The organism is Bradyrhizobium sp. 197 (assembly GCF_023073375.1).
Classification (GTDB): domain Bacteria; phylum Pseudomonadota; class Alphaproteobacteria; order Rhizobiales; family Xanthobacteraceae; genus Bradyrhizobium.
On the sequence record NZ_JADPJJ010000108.1, the window covers coordinates 57,745 to 75,601 of the forward strand.

Annotated in this window: 19 protein-coding genes and 1 pseudogene; 10 read left to right on the forward strand and 10 right to left on the reverse strand. The window is 63.8% G+C overall.

What is annotated here, in order from left to right; translation table 11 throughout:
• Positions 1-4 precede the first annotated feature (4 nt).
• Positions 5-847 carry a hypothetical protein gene (locus IVB27_RS25450; protein ID WP_247445904.1) on the reverse strand — a complete coding sequence of 281 codons (843 nt, stop codon included), beginning with the start codon at positions 845-847 and terminating at the stop codon, positions 5-7.
• Between the two features lie 142 nt (positions 848-989).
• On the opposite strand from IVB27_RS25450, the pseudogene IVB27_RS25455 reads away from it, so the two are divergent.
• From IVB27_RS25455 to IVB27_RS25465, 3 genes and pseudogenes are all read left to right on the forward strand, one after another.
• A pseudogene (locus IVB27_RS25455) lies at positions 990-1,816 on the forward strand (IclR family transcriptional regulator).
• A 33-nt stretch (positions 1,817-1,849) separates the two neighbouring features.
• A complete protein-coding gene (locus tag IVB27_RS25460) occupies positions 1,850-2,824 on the forward strand; it encodes a Bug family tripartite tricarboxylate transporter substrate binding protein (RefSeq protein ID WP_247445905.1) in 975 nt (324 codons plus the stop codon).
• A gap of 22 nt (positions 2,825-2,846) precedes the next feature.
• Positions 2,847-4,067: an ABC transporter substrate-binding protein gene (locus IVB27_RS25465; protein WP_247445906.1), complete on the forward strand. Its 1,221-nt coding sequence runs from the start codon at positions 2,847-2,849 to the stop codon at positions 4,065-4,067.
• A 104-nt stretch (positions 4,068-4,171) separates the two neighbouring features.
• Here the strand turns inward: IVB27_RS25465 and IVB27_RS25470 are convergent, their stop codons facing one another.
• Together IVB27_RS25470 and IVB27_RS25475 are read right to left on the reverse strand one after the other, a co-directional pair.
• Complete coding sequence (locus tag IVB27_RS25470; RefSeq protein WP_247445907.1) at positions 4,172-4,663, reverse strand: SRPBCC family protein; 492 nt, start codon at positions 4,661-4,663, stop codon at positions 4,172-4,174.
• Positions 4,663-5,076, reverse strand: coding sequence for an ArsR/SmtB family transcription factor (locus IVB27_RS25475; RefSeq protein ID WP_247445909.1), 414 nt, complete (start codon positions 5,074-5,076; stop codon positions 4,663-4,665). Before IVB27_RS25475 ends, IVB27_RS25470 begins: the two co-directional genes overlap by 1 nt.
• A 172-nt stretch (positions 5,077-5,248) precedes the next feature.
• On the opposite strand from IVB27_RS25475, the gene IVB27_RS25480 reads away from it, so the two are divergent.
• Positions 5,249-6,418, forward strand: a complete 1,170-nt coding sequence (locus IVB27_RS25480; RefSeq protein ID WP_524536504.1) for a serine hydrolase domain-containing protein — start codon at positions 5,249-5,251, stop codon at positions 6,416-6,418.
• Positions 6,419-6,480: 62 nt separating this feature from the next.
• On the opposite strand, the gene IVB27_RS25485 is transcribed toward IVB27_RS25480, so the two are convergent.
• Both IVB27_RS25485 and IVB27_RS25490 read right to left on the reverse strand, forming a co-directional pair.
• Positions 6,481-7,311 carry an outer membrane protein gene (locus tag IVB27_RS25485; RefSeq protein WP_247445911.1) on the reverse strand — a complete coding sequence of 277 codons (831 nt, stop codon included), beginning with the start codon at positions 7,309-7,311 and terminating at the stop codon, positions 6,481-6,483.
• 272 nt (positions 7,312-7,583) lie between these two features.
• Positions 7,584-8,288, reverse strand: a complete 705-nt coding sequence (locus IVB27_RS25490) for an SDR family oxidoreductase (protein ID WP_247445912.1) — start codon at positions 8,286-8,288, stop codon at positions 7,584-7,586.
• 110 nt (positions 8,289-8,398) lie between these two features.
• Between IVB27_RS25490 and IVB27_RS25495 the strand changes: the two genes are divergently transcribed.
• Positions 8,399-9,241 carry a GNAT family N-acetyltransferase gene (locus IVB27_RS25495; RefSeq protein WP_247445913.1) on the forward strand — a complete coding sequence of 281 codons (843 nt, stop codon included), beginning with the start codon at positions 8,399-8,401 and terminating at the stop codon, positions 9,239-9,241.
• Between the two features lie 18 nt (positions 9,242-9,259).
• Here the strand turns inward: IVB27_RS25495 and IVB27_RS25500 are convergent, their stop codons facing one another.
• Positions 9,260-9,703, reverse strand: coding sequence for a hypothetical protein (locus tag IVB27_RS25500; RefSeq protein ID WP_247445914.1), 444 nt, complete (start codon positions 9,701-9,703; stop codon positions 9,260-9,262).
• A gap of 276 nt (positions 9,704-9,979) precedes the next feature.
• Here IVB27_RS25500 and IVB27_RS25505 point away from each other — a divergent pair, with 276 nt between their 5' ends.
• Both IVB27_RS25505 and IVB27_RS25510 read left to right on the forward strand, forming a co-directional pair.
• Positions 9,980-10,258: a hypothetical protein gene (locus IVB27_RS25505; RefSeq protein ID WP_247445915.1), complete on the forward strand. Its 279-nt coding sequence runs from the start codon at positions 9,980-9,982 to the stop codon at positions 10,256-10,258.
• 1,245 nt (positions 10,259-11,503) lie between these two features.
• Positions 11,504-13,369, forward strand: a complete 1,866-nt coding sequence (locus tag IVB27_RS25510; RefSeq protein ID WP_247445916.1) for an alkaline phosphatase family protein — start codon at positions 11,504-11,506, stop codon at positions 13,367-13,369.
• A gap of 82 nt (positions 13,370-13,451) precedes the next feature.
• Here the strand turns inward: IVB27_RS25510 and IVB27_RS25515 are convergent, their stop codons facing one another.
• Positions 13,452-14,024 (reverse strand): hypothetical protein, encoded by a 573-nt coding sequence (locus tag IVB27_RS25515; RefSeq protein WP_247348374.1) that lies wholly within the window; start codon positions 14,022-14,024, stop codon positions 13,452-13,454.
• A gap of 392 nt (positions 14,025-14,416) precedes the next feature.
• Here IVB27_RS25515 and IVB27_RS25520 point away from each other — a divergent pair, with 392 nt between their 5' ends.
• Complete coding sequence (locus tag IVB27_RS25520; RefSeq protein WP_247445917.1) at positions 14,417-15,076, forward strand: peroxiredoxin; 660 nt, start codon at positions 14,417-14,419, stop codon at positions 15,074-15,076.
• A 50-nt stretch (positions 15,077-15,126) separates the two neighbouring features.
• Here IVB27_RS25520 and IVB27_RS43690 read toward each other — a convergent pair whose 3' ends face one another.
• On the reverse strand, positions 15,127-15,327 hold the full coding sequence (locus IVB27_RS43690) for a hypothetical protein (RefSeq protein ID WP_247348378.1): 201 nt from the start codon (positions 15,325-15,327) through the stop codon (positions 15,127-15,129).
• A 125-nt stretch (positions 15,328-15,452) separates the two neighbouring features.
• Between IVB27_RS43690 and IVB27_RS43695 the strand changes: the two genes are divergently transcribed.
• Both IVB27_RS43695 and IVB27_RS25540 read left to right on the forward strand, forming a co-directional pair.
• Positions 15,453-15,620 (forward strand): hypothetical protein, encoded by a 168-nt coding sequence (locus IVB27_RS43695; protein WP_524536505.1) that lies wholly within the window; start codon positions 15,453-15,455, stop codon positions 15,618-15,620.
• 161 nt (positions 15,621-15,781) lie between these two features.
• Positions 15,782-16,075, forward strand: a complete 294-nt coding sequence (locus IVB27_RS25540; protein ID WP_247348381.1) for a histone — start codon at positions 15,782-15,784, stop codon at positions 16,073-16,075.
• Positions 16,076-16,131: 56 nt separating this feature from the next.
• Here IVB27_RS25540 and IVB27_RS25545 read toward each other — a convergent pair whose 3' ends face one another.
• Positions 16,132-16,875 (reverse strand): hypothetical protein, encoded by a 744-nt coding sequence (locus IVB27_RS25545; protein WP_247348383.1) that lies wholly within the window; start codon positions 16,873-16,875, stop codon positions 16,132-16,134.
• Between the two features lie 98 nt (positions 16,876-16,973).
• Positions 16,974-17,846 (reverse strand): DMT family transporter, encoded by an 873-nt coding sequence (locus IVB27_RS25550; protein ID WP_247445918.1) that lies wholly within the window; start codon positions 17,844-17,846, stop codon positions 16,974-16,976.
• Positions 17,847-17,857: the final 11 nt, after the last annotated feature.

Sequence of the window (17,857 nt, forward strand, 5' to 3'; positions counted from 1 at the left end):
GCCGTCAAGCGAGATAGCGCGTGAGATAGCCTTCCATCGCGTAGAGCGCACAGAGCGCGAGGCTCGACCACACGGCGGCGGTGAAATACAGGAACATCCAGGTCAGCTCGCCCTTCCAGTGCGCGATGTCGTGGGTCACGACCCACCGCGTCGAGACGTCATGCAGGCCTTCGAGGAAGCCGAGCAATCGGTTGCCCTCTTGATGTCCGGCCCGCCAGCGGCTGAGATACATCGGCACGTCGACGGTGACGAGGAAGGCCAGGAAGCAGGCGATGCCGACGATGCCGGCAATCAGCGCCCAACGCACCGGCCCCTGGAATTCCGGCATCAGCCGGCACAGCGCGATGCCCGCGAGGAAGAATGTCACCGCCCACAATGAATTCTCGATCGCATTGAAGAGGAAGTTGGTCGTCACCACCGCGTACCACGAGAAGCACTCCGCGACGATGATGATGGGCACGATCACCCACGCGATGTTCACGACCGTCTCGGCGCCCGTCATGATCCCGAGCTGATGCAGGATGATCGCCCATTGCGCGACGAAGCACAGTTCGGCCACGGTCGCGACCGTGCGGCCGACGAAGATGCTGGAGAGCCAGGTGTCGAACAGACAGATGCGCTGCACGTCGGCGCGCGGCAGGAACGAGCGGAAGGCGCAGCCGAAGACATAACCCGCGCAGAGCAGGAACATCAGCCCGATGCCGGAGCCGCCACTGATGCTGCCGGCAGGCGTCGGGTAGAACTCGCGGTACAGCATCAACCAGACGAGAATGTTGGCAGCACTGACCAGCGTCAGGGACCCCCACCACCACGCGAGGGGATTTGACCGTGCCTGCCACTGCAACATGAAGCGCTCCGCCGTAATCGATATGACGTCTGATCGTAATAATCCTGTCACGACAAGCCACCGAATCACGACAAAAATCAGTGTTGCTGCAGTGATCGTCGCGTCCATTTTGTCCCGGCCGGAGCAATCGCCGGTCGTCCGTATAGTGGACACACACACACACACACACACACAAACGACGCTGGCAAAAGGCCTCGTGGTGTGCTCGAGGCGTTCAAGGCGGGGGCGACGCAGCTCGGCAACATGGAGCTGTCGACGCTGACCGGGATTCCGCGGCCGACGGTGGCGCGGCTGACGCATACGCTCGCCGAGCTCGGCTACCTCCGCTACGATTCCGAACGCGCCAAATATCGCGTCGGCGCGCGAGCGCTTCGCATGGCGCATCCGCTGCTCGCCGACATGCAGTTCCGTCAGGTCGCGCGGCCCATGATGCAGGAGCTGGCGCAGAGCGTGCGCGGCACGGTCTCGATCGGCCTGCTCGATGCGACCTCCATGATCTATGTCGAGACCGCGCGTTCCGGCGACGTCGGCCCGCACGTCCCCGACATCGGCATGCCCATTTCCGTGGTGATGACGGCGATGGGCCGTGCCGCGGCGGCGACCTTGCCGCAGGCCGATGCCGCGCTGCTCGAAGAGCGCATCGCGAGCGAAGACACCGAGCTGTGGTCAGCCTTCCGCGGGACATACCGCGCTGGCCTCGCACAATGCGCCAGCCGCGGCTTCTGCACCTGCTTCGGCGAGTACATGGCCTCGATCCATGCCGTCGCCGCGCCGCTGTTTCATGCGAGCGAGGCGAGGCAGGCCTTTTCGATCAATTGCGGCATTCCTGCGTTCCGGCTCCAGCCCGGCCAGCTGGAGAGCGAGATCGGCCCGCGCATTGCCGCCCTTGCCGACAGCATCCGCGCCAGCGTGGGCGCCGCGGGACCGATCGAGACACAAAAGCGAAACAAGAAGAGCGCCAGGCGATGAACACGACAATTGGCGCTCCACCGGGAGGCCATCATGACCGTCACACGGCGAACATTCCTGGGCACCCTCGCCCTTTCGCTATCCGCACTTCCATTCTCCACGCACGCTGAGGACGCCTGGCCGTCGCGCATGGTGCGGCAGATCTCGCCTTACGGGCCCGGCGGCTCCAACGACATTTCGCTGCGGCTGCTGGCCGAAGAGTTCGGCCGCTACCTGCACCAGCAATTCATCGTCGAAAACAAGCCGGGCGCCGGCACGCGCATCGCCAACGACACGGTCGCGCATGCGCCGGGCGACGGCTACACCCTTCTCTACGTCGCGGCGCCCTACGCCACCGCCGAAGCGCTGTTCGGCAAACTGACCTACGACCGCAAGGATCTGCAGCCGGTCGCGATGGCGGTGATCGCGCCGCTGTTCCTGATCATCAGCGCGGACGCGCCGTTCAAGACGCTTCCCGAATTGATCGCCTACGGCAAATCGAAACCGGACGGACTGACCTTCGCCTCACCCGGCGCCGGCTCGCAGCCGCATCTTGCCGGCGAGCTCCTGTTCAGGGATGCCAGCGTCAAGGGTCTCAACATTCCCTTCCGTGGCGATGCGGCGTCCTACACCGAGCTGCTCGCCGGCCGCGTCGATGCCACGCTGACGGCGCTGCCGACCGCCCTGCCCTACATCCAGAGCGGCAAGTTCACTGTGCTCGGCGTCGCCTCGGCCGAACGCAGCGCGCTCTATCCGCAAGCGCCGACCCTGCGTGAGCAGGGTTTTACCAACGTGGCTGCGGCCGGCTGGTACGGCTTCATGGCGCCATCGACGACGCCGCGCGCCATCGTCGACAAACTGCAGGCCGAAGTTTTGCGTGCGCTCGCCGAGCCGGCGATCAAGAACAAGCTGACCGCACAGGGCCTCGAAGTGCGCGCCGGCACCGCGGCGGAGTTCGGCCGGTTCATCGACAACGAGACGCAGAAATGGACCGGGCTGATCCGCGAGGCGGGCCTCAAGGGCGAGTGACGGTCACGAACAGGGAATGGAAATGAAAAACGCACTTATCAAACGCGCCGCGGCATCCGCGCTCGTTCTCGCGCTGTCGATCCCGACCGCACAGGCGCAAAAGAAATACGATTCCGGCGCCTCCGACACGGAGATCAAGGTCGGCCAGACCGTCCCGCTCAGCGGTCCGGCCTCGGCCTATGCCGTGATCGGCAAGACCCAGGCCGCCTACATGAAAATGATCAACGATCTGGGCGGCGTGAACGGCCGCAAGGTCAACTTGATTCAGTATGACGACGCCTATTCGCCTCCGAAGACGGTTGAGCAGACCCGCAAGCTGGTCGAAAGCGACGAGGTGCTGCTGACCTTCCAGATCATCGGCACGGCGCCGAATGTCGCCGTGCAAAAATATCTCAACGCCAAGAAGGTCCCGCAGCTGTTCGCGGCAACCGGCGCGGCGCGTTTCACCGATCCGAAGAACTTCCCCTGGACCATGGGCTTCAACCCATCCTACCTCGTCGAGGGCCGCATCTACGCGCAATATCTTCTGAAGAACTATCCGAACGCCAGGATCGGTGTGCTCTATCAGAACGACGATCTCGGCAAGGACTACCTCGCCGGCTTCAAAGCAGGTCTTGGTGACAAGGCGAAGATGATCGTGGCCGAGACGTCCTACGAGATCACCGAGCCCACCATCGACTCGCAGATCCTGCGGTTGAAGGATGCAGGTGCCGACGTGCTGTTCAGCGCCACGACGCCCAAACAGGCCGCGCAGGCGATCAAGAAGGTCGCCGAAATCGGCTGGAAGCCGCTGCACATCATCGACATCAACGCCTCCTCGGTCAGCGCGGTGCTGAAACCCGCCGGACTCGACAACGCCAAGGGCGTCGTCAGCGTCGGCTATGTCAAGGATTCCGCCGATCCCGAGTGGAAGGACGATCCCGGCATGAAACGCTATCTTGCCTTCATGGCGAAGTACTATCCGGACGGCGACAAGGATTCGAACCTGAACGTCTACGGCTACATCACGTCCCAGCTCCTGGTGCAGGTGCTGCAGCAATGCGGCGACGATCTCACCCGCGAGAACGTGATGCGTCAGGCCGCCAATCTCCGGAACATCGAACTCGACCTGACCCTGCCAGGGATTTCCGTGACGACAAGCCCGACCGACTATCGAGTCAACAAGCAGTTCCAGATGGTGCAATTCGACGGCCAGCGCTGGCAGAAGCTCGGCGGCATCGTGACGGATGAGGCGAAGGAGTAACGCTGTTCGGTATGGGGTGGCCCAATTCTGTCATCTCCCTCATGGCCGGGTTTAGCCCCGGCCATGAGGAGTGAGCGCGCGGCAGGCGGGCCGCGCGGCCTCCTTCAGCTCTTCATCCCACCGACATACGCGGCGAGCTTGTCCAGCGTCTGGTAGCCGTATTCGACCGCACCGAAGTTGATCATGCCGTCGCGCTGCGCCGTGCTCGACGCCAGCTGCCGCATCATCAGAACCGTCTTGCCGTTGCTCTGCTCGGCAAAAGTGACGGTGAAGCGGAACAGGCCGGGATCCTCATCCTGGTCGGTGCCGTGGTCCATCTCCATCAAAGACGGCCGCTCGATGCGGCGAAAACGCATGCGGTTCGGATAGACGGTGCCGTCGGGGCCGATCATGTTGAAGCGCCAGACGCCGCCGACGCGCACGTCGATCTCGAAGGTCTCGAGCTTGAAACCCTTCGGCCCGAACCATTGCGGCAGATGCTTCGGGTCGGACCACGCCTCGAACACCAGATCGCGCGGCGCGTCGATCACACGCGACATCACGATCTCGCGGTCGAGCGACCATTGCGACAGGGCGGGATTGGCAGAATTCGTCATCACTCGGAACCTTTCCGTTTGGTTGTCTTGCCGGTTGTCCTGTTGGTTTTGTTGGACGGCCGTTTGGCGCCCGCCCTCTCCTTGTCTTTCTTCAGCTTCATCACATAGGCCTCGAAGCGGTCGAGCCGCGCCTCCCAGATCGCGCGCTGCTGCTGGAACCAGTCCTCCGCTCCGACGAGCGCGTCCGGGCTGAGACGGCAGGTGCGCACGCGGCCGGACTTCTCCGACAGAACGAGCCCGCTCGTCTCCAGCACGTGGATGTGTTTCATGAAGCTCGGCAGCGCCATCTCGAAGGGATCGGCGAGTTCACCGACCGACGCTTCGCCGCCGCAGAGCCGCATCACGATCGCCCGCCGGGTGGGATCGGCGAGTGCGGAAAAGACCTGGTCGAGCCGGGACAATTGGTTAGCCATGGAGCTAATTATAGGGCTGCCACCATCCGGCGTCAACAATTGTTAGCTCATAAGCTAAGTAATCTTGTCGGAGGCTCCACAGGCGGAACCCACCACGCGCAATCGTGAATAGGGAGGCACGGCCCTTCCCGTTAAAAGAGACTCGGGGGCCATCGCATCCTGCGTCAGGGCCGTGCCGTCTGTTGTCACCTCATCGCACCTCACCCGGCGGGCGTTCGCCCGGGCGGCGCTTGTTCCGGTCGCGCTGGCGTGGCCGCACCGCGCCGCGGCAGATTCCGACATGATCGCGCAGATGCGCGACATCGTCGCAAACGAGCTGGCGCCGACCGCGACGCCGGACCAGCCGGGCGGCCTTGCCGCCGCGCTTTATGCCGGCAGCCATGTCGAGTTCTTCAACTACGGCTTTGCCGACGACGCCACGCGACGGCCGGTCACGCCGGACACGCTGTTCAACCTCGGTTCCCTGCGCAAACCGTTCGAGGCGACGCTGGTCGCGCTCGGCACCCTCCGCGGCGAGCTGCGGCTCGGCGATCATCTGCCGAAACATGTCCCCGAACTCACGGGCGACTATATCCGCCGCGTCACCGTCGGCGAACTCGTCACGCACACCTCGGGCATGCTGCTGCCGACCGACCATCCGCCTTGGCCGGACGGGACTTTTACGCGCGCGCAGTTCATCGACATGTTCAACAATTGGAGACCGCAGGCCGGCGAGATGCCCGGCAAGCAGCGCGTCTACAGCCACGCCGGCTACGTGCTGCTTCAGCTCGTGCTCGAGCGCTGTTACGGCACGCCGATCGCGGCCCTGTTCGAACAGCGCATCCTCAAGCCGATCGGCATGAATGCGACCTCCGTGCCCGAACGCGGCGAAGATAGCCGTGCCGTCATGGACGAGGTCTGGATGCACCGCGCGGTCCAGGGCTATTCGGATCAAGGCATGGCGATCGGCCCGATCGGCGACCAGCAAAGCTATTTCGATTTTCCCGGCACGGGCCAGATGTTTTCTTCGCCGCGGGATCTCGCGACGTTCGTTGCGACCTGCGTCGACGGGCGGTCGATCGACCCTCACTTGCGCGAGGCATTGCGGATGACACAGCACGAGATCTTCCGCGTCGACGAGAAGTTTGGCCAGGGAATGGCCTGGGAGACGGTGCGTCTTCCGGGCGTCACCGTCGTCGACAAGCCGGGCGGGCTCAACAACGCCTCCGGCTATATCGGCCTCGTGCCGGCGCGGCGGATCGGCATCGTCCTGCTCGCTAACCGGGGTGAATATCCGCACGAGATCGCGCGCTACAAGATCCTGCCCGCGCTGGCGCGCCTCGTGGCTTCGCACGCAGGCTGAGCCTCAAGACGGAAAGCCCCGGCCAGGCCGGGGCTTTCCACGCCAGGATCGGAACGGGAAGCTCAGTACCTGGCGACGACCGGTCCGCCGAACTTGTAGTTCACGCCGACGCGCACGATGTTCGATTTGAGATCGACCGAGTGGGTGAAGACGTTGGCCGGAAATGCGCCGCCAAGCAGATTGGTGCTGGTCACGGTGCTACGTCCGAGATCGACATAGAGATATTCCGCCTTGAGCGACCAGCCGCCGCCGACGGCATATTCGGTGCCCACACCTGCGGTCCAACCGAGGCGTGTGTCGCGGAACGCGGCCGACTCCGTCGCCGCGGCGAACGTGTCGGTGAAATTGAAATTACCCTTCACCTCGGCGATCGCCGCGCCGCCGGTGGCGTAGAGCAGCCAGGTCGGCGCCGCGAGGAAGCCGATACGGCCGCGGATCGTGGCGAGCCAGTCGGCCGAGACCTGCGAGGACACGGTGAAGCCGGTTGGGGCGCAGCAGGGATAGACCGCGGAAGCGGTCGCACTGCCCTTGAAACCGAAATAGTTGATGTCGCCTTCGAGGCCGAGCACGGCGTGGTTGACCTGCCAGTTGTAGCCTGCGGTGAGGCCACCGGTCACGCTGGAGCTGTTGACGCCCTGGGCGCCGACCGCGTTGATGGCAGGGACGCTGCTGGCCGCGAAATAGCCGGGCGGATCGAAAACGGTCGAGGTGGTCGGATCGGCGCTGCCCCACTGCCCGCCGACATTGCCGCCGACGTAAAAGCCCGTCCAGTTGTAGGCCGGCGCCATCATGGGCGCCTTGGTGTATTGCGCCGCGAGATCGGCCGCCTGCACGGATGCGGGGCCCAAGATAACCGAGCCGACCGAAGCAACCGCCAGCAAAAACTTTTTCATTCCAGTCTCCTTGCCTCACGCGATTGATCTCGCGTTTCGAATGCGCGCGGGCGGAAGGCGTCCGGCGCAGATCGGGCATACGCCGCCGGTCCCGTGCCGTCTTGGGCTGCGGCGAAGTTCATAGGGACTGTGACGTAATGTGAGCCGTGCGGCGCGCGAACGCGCGACGGGTGTGACCCAAGGGCCACGCGTGATCCCTCATTCGTGGCGTACGACGCACGCCAATGTCGCATCACGACAACAGCGCGAAACGCGATTCGACTTCCCGCGCCTTAGACCGAACGCGTCAGTCCGCCGTCGACGCGGATGTTCTGGCCGGTGATATAGGCCGCGCCATCGGACGCCAGGAACGAGATCGTCGCGGCGATCTCCTCGACCTTGCCGTAGCGCTGCATCGGCACGCTGTCGCGGCGTGCATCGGTCTGCGGCAGGCTGTCGATCCAGCCCGGCAGCACATTGTTCATGCGGATGTTGTCGGCGGCATGGGTGTCGGTGAAGATCTTCGTGAAGGCGGCAAGGCCGGCGCGGAACACGGCGGACGTCGGAAACATCGCGCTCGGCTCGAACGCCCAGGCTGTCGAGATGTTGATGATGGCGCCGGCCTTCTGCGCCTGCATGATTGGCATCACCAGCCGCGTCGGACGGATCACGTTGAGCAGATAAGTGTCGAGGCCGGTATGCCACTGCTCGTCGATGATCTCCGTGATCGGCGCACGGGGCCCATGGCCCGCGCTATTGACGAGCACGTCGATGCGTCCCCATTGCGCGAGCGCCCCGTCGACAAGCCGCTTCAGATCGTCGTTCGACTTGTTGGAACCGGTAACCCCTAACCCGCCGAGCTCGGCTGCCAGCGCCTCGCCCTTGCCGGAGGAGGACAGGATGGCGACGCGAAAGCCGTCGGCTGCGAGCCGACGCGCAGCCCCTGCCCCCATGCCGCTGCCGCCGGCGGTAACGAGTGCGACCTTCTCTGCTGCCATGACCGATCATCCTCTGTGATATCGTTGAGGCGAGCCGCAGGCCCGGCCTATCATGAGGCCTTCTACCGCCGGACCTGCCGGCAGGTCCACCGTCGCGAGCAATTTGAAAGATGAGCGATTTGCAGATCCGCAATTTGCGCCCGGAGGAGATATCCATCGCCGCCGACTGGGCCGCGGCCGAAGGCTGGAATCCGGGCCTCTCCGATACCGCCTGTTTCGCGATCCCGGACGCGAAAGGCTTCTTCGTCGGCGAGATCGACGGCGAGCCGGTCGCGACCGTCTCCTGCGTCAACTACGATGATCGCTTCGCCTTCCTGGGCTTCTACATCGTGCGATCGGATTTTCGCGACAGAGGCCACGGGCTGCGCATCTGGAATGCCGCTATCGCGCATGCGGGCACCCGCGTCATCGGCCTCGATGGCGTCGTGGCGCAGCAGGATAATTACAGAAAATCGGGCTTCCAGCTCGCCTACGCCAATATCCGCTATGGCGGCATCGTCGCCGCGCCACTGAGGCCGCCCGCCGATGTCGTTGCGCTCGACACGATCCCGTTCGCGCGCGTTGAAGCCGACGATGCAACGGTCTTCCCGGCCCCGCGCGCCGGCTTCCTGCGTGCCTGGATCGACACGTCGGGACATATCGGTCGCGCGCTTCTGCGCGACGGCAAGCTCGCGGCATGGGGTGTGATCCGGCCGTGCCGGACGGGCCGCAAGATCGGCCCGCTCGTTGCCGACGACCGCGCGGCGGCGGAAGCGATCGCGCAGGCCTTGCTGGCAAGTGCGGGGGACGGCGAAGTCTTCCTCGACGTTCCCGCCGTCAATCGCGAGGCGATTGCGCTCGCGGAATCGCTCGGCCTCGCGCCGGTGTTCGAGACGGCGCGGATGTACACAGGGCCGATCCCGCCGCTGCGGATCGACCGCGTCTTCGGCGTGACGAGTTTTGAGCTGGGCTAGCTGAGGGAAATGCGCCGCTCAGTAGCAGCGCATGATGTTGACGGTATGCTCGCCGCCGCCGCGGCCGGGCACAGTCACCTGCTCGGTCGGACAGCTCGGCACATAGGGCCGGTCGGACGGCACCACGTTCGGCGGGAAGCGGTGCGTCCAGTCCCAGGGAACGTCGTACGTATAGGTGTAGCGCACGTCGTTGGAGACGGGTTGGCCGGAATCGGCGAAAGGCTGGCCGTATCCTGCGTTGTCATAGAAGAACCCGCCACCGCCCGGCCAATAGACCCAGGGTGTGTTACGGCCGCGGAAACGGGCGCCTGGCGCAATCGGCGGACGCGCCACCGGGCCGGACGGCGCGGCGGCGTGCGCGACGGCGCCGCCGGGCCTGGCAAAACTGTCGCTGGGGGCAAGGAGCAGCGCGGCTGCGCTGAGCGAGGCAAGCAAGGCCCCGTGTTGTGATCTGGACATCATGATACGCACCAACTCGTTTGGCTTCGCGAAAACGGCTCCCCACCGCACGCTAGGCCGGGCTGTCGCCCACCCGCAAACGTATAATTAATTGTTGGTTAAGGCACGGGATTAACGGGGAACAAGCTGCGGCAAGACGCACGGGATTCCCGGCTGATGTCGCACTTGTTCCGCGGACTTCATAACCAGTTGATCGGAGTTGATCGCTTCCGCCGATCGCGTCCGGAACGCTCCCGCACTGCGGCCGTTGTCTCGCGACACAAGCAAGGAGCATCTCGAATGCGGAACAACTCAAAACTCCTCTGCCTGATCACGGCTTCGCTCGTCGCGGGCACGACGGCCGCCTCGGCCCAGGGCTATGATTGGAACGGACCGCGCGTGGGATGGGACCGCACCGCCCCCGCTTACCAACCGGTTCAGCCACGCGCGTACTATCCGGCCGGACCGTACGGCGCGCTCAACGGCACCAACCATCCGGCGCCGAGCTCGACGCAGGGCGATGTCGGCCCGGAGGGCAACAACAACGGCACCCTGACCGGCGTCTATCGCAACTGGTAACGCCCTTCACGATGTGGCCCATCGTCCATGACGGACGATGGGCCTTCGTGCGTCAGCGGCCCTGCTGCTTGCGCAGCCAGTCCGGCATGTCCTGCGGATTTCCAGTGCCCTGTGTCACGATGGCACTGTTTCTACCGCTGCGGCGATAAACCGTCGTGCGCCTGGTCTCCTTCTCGATCTTGACCTAGACCTGCGCCAGACCACCGCTCTGGGTAACGACGGACGTGCCGTTCTCGTTCTCATGTTGCACCTCACTTTCGATCACCGGGTGAACTGCCGATGGCGGCGGCTATTCGACGACAGGGCGGGTCCAGGCGCTCGCACGGACGACGCGGGTGCCGACCGCCCCGGATTGATTGCCGGCCACAATCCCTTGCGTCGCGTCGGGCGAAACATCCCAAGCGCGGGGTCAACGGAACGACGGCAAAATATTTCGCTTTATTAGAATTCGGATTTTTGTTAGTAATTACTCACTCCGGCCCAAGGAAGAGGGGCGTATCGCGATCGTCACGAACGCGGGCCGGACGGCGGTGGACGCCGATCACATCGGCGCGAATGGTTTCGCAGGGCGGACAACCGTGAGCGAAGGCGTCGCGCGCACGACCGGTGTGATCGGCGTACGGCCAAATCGTGTCGTCCTGGCGCCCGGGGTCTGTGCGCCAAGTCTTGCGGTGATGTGTGCAGTCCGACCGGGCACACGCATCAGCCATCCGCAGGGCGACGGGGGCAATAGTGCATCGCTCCCCGGGGAGAACACGACATAAGCCGTTCCAACCATTGCGCAGGGAAGGCCGGGATGCTCCGGTTGCCCTGTTTCCCGCTGTGCAATGTAGCGCAATCTGCTCCTGGCATAGCGGATCAATAGGAGCCAGCCGGCTCCCGGTCTTCCCTGCACCCTCTTTCAATTGAGGGTGAAGCGACGAAGCAAAGCTCGGGCGAAACACGCCGCGAGGATGCAAGCCCATGTCAGTTATTCAACAACGCTCCCGTGCCCCGGACGCAGCGCAGCGCCTCTTGGCGGTGCGCTGCAGAGCCGGGGCCTATACAACAGCGAGTGCGCGGCCTTCTGGATCCCGGCTCTGCGCAGCAACGCGAAGAGGCGTTGCAGCGCGTCCGGGACACGCGGACGGTCCCTGCCCTTCTTTGCATGCCGCTCCGCTCTTGTAACAAGACCGTCATACAGCGAAACTAAACGAAGCCGGGGGCCGCGGTTGGCGGCCAAGCTGCCTCGCAGGGAGAGATTTTATGCGCCGTTCACTGGTGTTGCTGTCAGCCGGACTGACACTGCTGTCCACCGGGCTTTCGACGGGGCGTGCCTCCGCCGAGAACAACACCCCTCGTAATTTGATCCTGTTCATTCCGGACGGTCTGCGGGCACTGAAGGTCACACCGGAGACCGCCCCCGCCATGGCCGAAATCCGCGACAAGGGCGTCAACTTCAAGAACTCGCATTCGCTGTTCCCGACCTTCACCATGGCCAATGGCTCGGCGATGTCGACCGGGCACTATCTCGGCGATACCGGTGTGTTCTCCAACACGATCTGGACCAACTACACGTCCGTCCCCGCCGGCGACACCGTGGTCCCCTTCATCGAGAACGACGCCGTGCTCGGTGACATCGACGAGCATTTCAAGGGCGACTATCTCAATGAAGACACGATCCTGAAGCTGGCCCGCGACAAGGGCTACAGCACGGCGGCCCTTGGCAAGCATGGCCCGACCTATCAGTTCGATCACACTGACAAACCCGAAAAGGCCGGCCTGCATTCGATCGTGTTCGACGATGCCACCGGTGCCAAGAACGGCGTGGCGCTGTCCGACGAGGTCAAGGCCGCGCTGACCAAGGCCGGCCTCCCCATCGCCACGCCGCCACGCGGCGACAACAGCAAGGCCGGCGACGCCAAGACGCCGGGCACCACGGTCGCCAACGTCGCCCAGCAGGCCTATTTCGCCGACGTCGCTGCCAAGGTCGTGCTGCCGATGTTCAAGGCGCGCAACAAGCCATTCGTGCTGGTGTTCTGGTCGCGCGACCCCGACGGCAGTCAGCACAACACTGGCGACAGCCTCAACCAGATCATGCCCGGCATCAACGGGCCGACCTCGATGGCCGGCATCAAGAATGCCGACAACAACCTCGCCCAGCTCCGCAAGGCGCTGGACGAGCTCGGCCTTGCCGCCAACACCAACATCATGGTCCAGGCCGACCACGGCTTCTCGACCATCTCGAAGGAAAGCAAGACCAGCCCCTCGGCCAAGGTCAGCTATGACGACACGCCGAAGGACTTCCTTCCGATGGGCTTTTTGGCGCTCGACCTCGCCAAGGCGCTCGACCTGCCGCTGTTCGACCCCAACGACAAGAATGCCAAGGTCGAGGGCAACAAGCATCCCAAGGCCGGCAACGGCGTGCTCGGCAAGGATCCGGAAAAGCCCGATCTCGTCGTCGCCACCAATGGCGGCTCCGACCTGATCTATTTGCCGAACAAGGACAAGAAGCTGGCGGCTAAAACCGTCAAGGTGCTGCTCGAGCAGGACTACGTCTCCGGCCTGTTCGTCGACGACTCCCTCGGCCGCTTCCCCGGCACGCTGCCACTGTCGAGCGTCAGTCTGCGCGGCAAGGCGGCAACGCCGACGCCGGCAATCGTCGTCAACTTCCGCTCCTACGCCAGCGATTGCGGCGAGGCGCCGACCAACTGCTCGGTGCACGTCGCCGACACCGTGCTGCGCCAGGGCCAGGGCATGCATGGCAGCTTCAGCCGCGGCGACACCATGAACTTCATGGCTGCCATCGGACCGGACTTCAAGGCCGGCTACGTCAGCGAGATTCCGGTCAGCAATGCCGACGTCGGCATGACGGCCGCCCGACTGATGGGCCTGCGCGGCACGCAGAACGGCAGCCTGGTCGGCCGGGTGATGTCGGAGGCCCTGCCCAACGGCATCATTCCGAAGGCGTACAAGGCGGTTGAAAAGTCGAAGAGGTCCGAGAACGGCCTGCAGACCGTGCTCAACTTCCAGCGCGTCGGCAGCCAGCGCTATTTCGACACTGCCGGTTTCCCGGGCCGGACGCTCGGCCTCGAGCCGGACACCGGCAAACAAAAAACGGCGGGGAAATAACCCCACCGTTGTCAGGCGCGCCTCGCAAGCGGCGCGACAATCTCATCTCACTCTTGCATGCCCGGATCTTACATGCCCGGACTTACATGCCGATGTCGAACACGTTCGGCAATTGGCCCGCCAGAGGCAGCGCGGTGGTGCCCAGGAAGGTCGCCACCATCGCCATCAGGCGACGGTTGTTCTGGCGCTTGCCGCGCATCTGGCCGGCAATCCACTCCAGCATTTCGCTGTTAACCTTGGAGGCATAGGACGGCGCCCAGCCTTCGATATCGGACTCGGCAGACAGCGCGACGCTGCGCGGCGGCACCTTCAGGCCCGAGGCGCTCGCGGCATAATGGGCCACCGCCTTGGCGAGCAGGTCGTCGAACCGGCCGCCATCGGTGCGTTCGGTTGCGGCTTCGTTGATCTCAAACAGCGCTTCGGCTTCCGCGCGGCTGATCGGTTGGTCGTTGACGGCTGTGGCGGTCAGGATGCGGGCGCACCAGGCGGTGTCATCGGCATCGAGCGCGCGGGAGAAGTGCACCCTCCCCTTGGTGGTCGGGCCTTCGCCCGTGATCACGCCGTCGCGCACGATGGTCAGTGCGTGGGCCGAAGTATCGCGGCAGGACGGTTCGAGGGACGGCGACTCAACAGACGTATGCGCAGCGGCAGACATAGTTCACTTCCAGATTTCTTCTGATCGGCCAGCATTTTCACGCCGGCGTAAAGGGGTGGTTAATGATTCGATACGGGGATCACGACTTTTCTAGATGGTTGCCAATTGGTCGCTGCCAAGACCGTTTAGGTTCTAGGAAGCGCCGGGCGAGCGTGATGGAAGTCATAAAAGGCTTTATCGGGGCAATCGGGCCCGTGTGGCCCCGGTGGAGATGTTTCGCCGCAGGCGCCGCTGTAACAAAAAGGTGCTAGGACATCAGGCCTTCAAAGAAGGAATTCACATTTTACTTGAAGCGGTTCAGTTGGCGTTCACTTGATGTCGCGAAGACCCTATACTGATGGTGACGGCCAAGGATGAATTCTCAAGTAAATTCAATTCGATGAGGTAGAACCATGACACTTCCGATCGGCGCCACCGCACCCGACTTCGAAGCCGAAACCACCGAAGGGAAGATCAAGTTCCACGACTGGATCGGCAACAGCTGGGCGCTGCTGTTCTCGCATCCGAAGGACTTCACGCCGGTTTGTACGACCGAGCTCGGCGTGCTCGCCAAGCTGAAGCCGGAATTCGACAAGCGCGGCGTCAAGCTGATGGGCCTCTCGGTCGATCCGGTCGACCGTCACTCCAAATGGTCGGAGGACATCAAGGAGACGCAAGGCACGGCTCCGAACTACCCGATGATCGGCGACACCGATTACAACGTCTCCAAGCTGTACGGCATGCTGCCGGCCGCGATCTCCGGCGATCCCCTCATCCGCACGGCCGCCGACAACCAGACCGTCCGCAACGTCTTCGTCATCGGCCCGGACAAGAAGATCAAGCTGGTGCTGGTCTATCCGATGACGACGGGCAGAAACTTCCAGGAAATCCTGCGCGTCATCGACTCGCTCCAGCTCACCGCCAAGCATCGCGTCGCAACCCCGGCCGACTGGTCGCAGGGTGACGACGTCATCATCGCGGGCTCAGTCTCCAACGACGAGGCCAAGACGATCTACCCGCAGGGCTGGAATGAACCGAAGCCCTACATCCGGATCGTGCCGCAGCCGAAATAACCCAAACGTCGTTCCGGGCGATGCGTCAGCACCGACCCGGAATGACGACGTTAGAGCCCTCGCGCCGCGTGGACGCGGTCGAGGAAGCCGTCGACCTCGGCCTTCAGATGCAGGCTCTCGCCCGACAGCGCCTGGGCGGAAGCGAACATCCGGCTGGACGTCTCGCCCGTTTCGTTCGCCCCCTCGGCGGCGTCACGGACGTTGACGGCGACATCGGCCGTGCCCGATACCGCCGCGCGAACGCTGACCACGATGTTGTGGGTCGCGCTTTTCTGCTGCTCGACCGCAGCCGGGATCGAGCCGGCGATACCGCTGCTGCGCTTGATGGTCTGGCTGATCGCCTTGATGCGACAACCGATTCCTCAGTCGCAAGCTGATGCTGGGTCGCAAGCTGCATGCTGGCGATCTGGTTCGATATCTCGTCGGTGGCCTTGCCGGTCTGGCCGGCGAGCGTCTTGACCTCCTGGGCCACCACCGCAAAAACGCGGCCGGCATCGCGCGCGCGGCTTCGATGGTGGCATTCAGCGCCAGGAGGTTGGTCTGACCGAGCTTGGCTGGCGCGAGTTCTGCCGGCACCTGCTCCACGACCATCCCAATCTCGCCACCGAAAACCTCCAAGCGAATTTCGATGGCGGTTGAGCGTTGCTTTGACACAACTATGAAACTCGCTATCGTCATCGCTCCATGCAAACCGTGGGGGACGATATGGACGACGACAAGCCGATCACCGAACAGGCGATGGACACGATCACCGCCGCCGTGGAAGCGACCAAGGACGCCGCTGTCACTGCGGTGAAGAAGGTCAGGAAAGTCGCCAAGAAGGTCACGAAGAAAGTAGCGCCGAAGAAGGCTTCCAAGAAGAAAGCCAAGAAGGCTGCGAAGAAAACTTCGAAGAAGGCTGCAAAGAAGTCGTCGAAGAAGGCGGCCAAGAAAACTGCAAAGAAGGCGACGAAGAAAGCCGCCAAGTCGAAAAAGAAGGCCAGGAAGGCCAAGCGCTGATCGCAACGCTCACGTCTCCGGGTGCGGACGCGCCCGGAGACAGCTCCAGCGATACCCTACCCTCGCCTCTTGGCTGCGCGCCGGCCGGGGTGATGCTGGCCTTGCGGATCGCGAAATTCGCTGCGATGGCCGCGCCGGTCCTCCTTGGCGAAGCTCCGCCGTTTCTCAGGCGAGCCGAACGCCTTGATCACCTTCCTGCCGTTGACCCTCTTGATGACGTAGCCGCCCTCGGTCATCGAGAACGGCTCGGTCAGCGTCCCCTTGTGGTCGAACTTGGTGCCTCGGGGATGCTTGAACGGTTCGAACCAGGACGGATAGACGAAGTTAGACATCTCAAAGCCGGCGACGAAGAAGGAATCCTCCTCCACGGCGTCACAGACCTCATAGGCATATTGGGTGTTAGGATTTTTGTCGGCCCAGAGATTGGCCATGGGATCGAGCACCATCTCGAACAGCTCGTGCGAGGCCGCCACGCTGACCGGCTCGCTGCCCAGCGCCTTGACGAAGATCTTTGAGATCGGCTGGCGGCGATACGTCAGCTCATGGCGGCCGAGCATGTTCTTGTGGGAGGCCTCGTCAAAGTAGACCAGCTGCCAATCGCTCGGCCTCGGCCTTTCGGTGACATAAAGGTCGACCGGATAGCCCCACACCGGCAGGAAGTGCTTGTCGTAGCATTTCTGGAGCGCCGCAGTGAGCTTGGCCATTTTGCGGCCGCTGATCGTCGGCTCCGCGTAGTTGATGCAGGCAATCCGGACCGGCTTCAGGGACCTGCCGAGCAGTGCGCGTCTCGCCTTCTTCATGGAAAACCACCTGTGAAAGGGACACTGAAATGCGCCGACCCTAGCACGAACGTGCCGCGCACGTCAGGGATGTATTCCAGCGGCCCGGCCTGCCGGCGCTAGAAGCGTCGGTTGACCACGAACACCGCTGCCGCGCACATCATCATGCCGGCGATCGCCAGCGCATCGAGCTTTTCTCCGAACAGGAGATAGGCCATCAGCGCGGTGACGGCGGGCACCAGGTAGAACAGGCTCGCAACCGACGTGGCGGCGGCGTTGCGGATCAGCCAGTACAGCAGCCCGATCGACCCGATCGAGAGCGCCACGGCGAGCCAGGCCAGCGCGAGCATGAACTCCCGCGTCCAATGCACCACGCGGTCCTCGAACAGGAAGGCACCGGCCGCGAAGAAGATCGTCACGGCGACATATTGCACGAGATTGCCGGCGCGCCAGTCGATGTGGTTGCAGTAGCGGCGCTGATAGAGCGTGCCAAGCGTGATGCTGATCAGCGAGACCACCGAGGCGAGCCAGCCGAGTCCGGCTTCGCCGGTCATGGGACGGCCGTGCAGGATCAGCACCACGCCGCCGAGGCCAAGCATCAGGCCTGCCCATTGCACCGGCGTCACCTTCTCGCCGAGCCAGCGGTTGGCGATGGTCGAGGTCAGGATCGGCTGAAGGCCCGGAATCAGCGCGGAGAGCCCGGCCGGAATAGAGTGCGCGATCGCGATCGCAGTGCCGGCGAGATAGAAGCCATGGACGAGAATGCCGGCGACCGCGCTGTGCGCGATGCCGATACGGTCCGGCCATTTCGGTCGCGCGATTGCGGCGATGATCGCCATCAGGCCGACCACGATCGCCATGCGGATGGCGAGGTAGGTCAAGGGATCGGCGTTGTTGATGACGTATTTGGTGCCGATGAAGCCGGTGCTCCAGAGCAGGACGAACAGGATCGGCGCGGCGCGGGCGGTCAGGGCTTCTTGATTATTATTCATTGCCGCCCTCA

What these genes read in the sequence shown, in the direction of transcription:
- IVB27_RS25475 (WP_247445909.1), bottom strand. Translation starts at nt 5,076, where the DNA reads ATGGCTAACCAATTGTCCCGGCTCGACCAGGTCTTTTCCGCACTCGCC.
- IVB27_RS25510 (WP_247445916.1), top strand. Translation starts at nt 11,504, where the DNA reads ATGCGCCGTTCACTGGTGTTGCTGTCAGCCGGACTGACACTGCTGTCC.
- IVB27_RS25520 (WP_247445917.1), top strand. Translation starts at nt 14,417, where the DNA reads ATGACACTTCCGATCGGCGCCACCGCACCCGACTTCGAAGCCGAAACC.
- IVB27_RS25465 (WP_247445906.1), top strand. Translation starts at nt 2,847, where the DNA reads ATGAAAAACGCACTTATCAAACGCGCCGCGGCATCCGCGCTCGTTCTC.
- IVB27_RS25470 (WP_247445907.1), bottom strand. Translation starts at nt 4,663, where the DNA reads ATGACGAATTCTGCCAATCCCGCCCTGTCGCAATGGTCGCTCGACCGC.
- IVB27_RS25505 (WP_247445915.1), top strand. Translation starts at nt 9,980, where the DNA reads ATGCGGAACAACTCAAAACTCCTCTGCCTGATCACGGCTTCGCTCGTC.
- IVB27_RS25515 (WP_247348374.1), bottom strand. Translation starts at nt 14,024, where the DNA reads ATGTCTGCCGCTGCGCATACGTCTGTTGAGTCGCCGTCCCTCGAACCG.
- IVB27_RS25495 (WP_247445913.1), top strand. Translation starts at nt 8,399, where the DNA reads ATGAGCGATTTGCAGATCCGCAATTTGCGCCCGGAGGAGATATCCATC.
- IVB27_RS25485 (WP_247445911.1), bottom strand. Translation starts at nt 7,311, where the DNA reads ATGAAAAAGTTTTTGCTGGCGGTTGCTTCGGTCGGCTCGGTTATCTTG.
- IVB27_RS25500 (WP_247445914.1), bottom strand. Translation starts at nt 9,703, where the DNA reads ATGATGTCCAGATCACAACACGGGGCCTTGCTTGCCTCGCTCAGCGCA.
- IVB27_RS25450 (WP_247445904.1), bottom strand. Translation starts at nt 847, where the DNA reads ATGTTGCAGTGGCAGGCACGGTCAAATCCCCTCGCGTGGTGGTGGGGG.
- IVB27_RS25460 (WP_247445905.1), top strand. Translation starts at nt 1,850, where the DNA reads ATGACCGTCACACGGCGAACATTCCTGGGCACCCTCGCCCTTTCGCTA.
- IVB27_RS25490 (WP_247445912.1), bottom strand. Translation starts at nt 8,288, where the DNA reads ATGGCAGCAGAGAAGGTCGCACTCGTTACCGCCGGCGGCAGCGGCATG.
- IVB27_RS25545 (WP_247348383.1), bottom strand. Translation starts at nt 16,875, where the DNA reads ATGAAGAAGGCGAGACGCGCACTGCTCGGCAGGTCCCTGAAGCCGGTC.
- IVB27_RS43695 (WP_524536505.1), top strand. Translation starts at nt 15,453, where the DNA reads ATGCTGGGTCGCAAGCTGCATGCTGGCGATCTGGTTCGATATCTCGTC.
- IVB27_RS25540 (WP_247348381.1), top strand. Translation starts at nt 15,782, where the DNA reads ATGGACGACGACAAGCCGATCACCGAACAGGCGATGGACACGATCACC.
- IVB27_RS25550 (WP_247445918.1), bottom strand. Translation starts at nt 17,846, where the DNA reads ATGAATAATAATCAAGAAGCCCTGACCGCCCGCGCCGCGCCGATCCTG.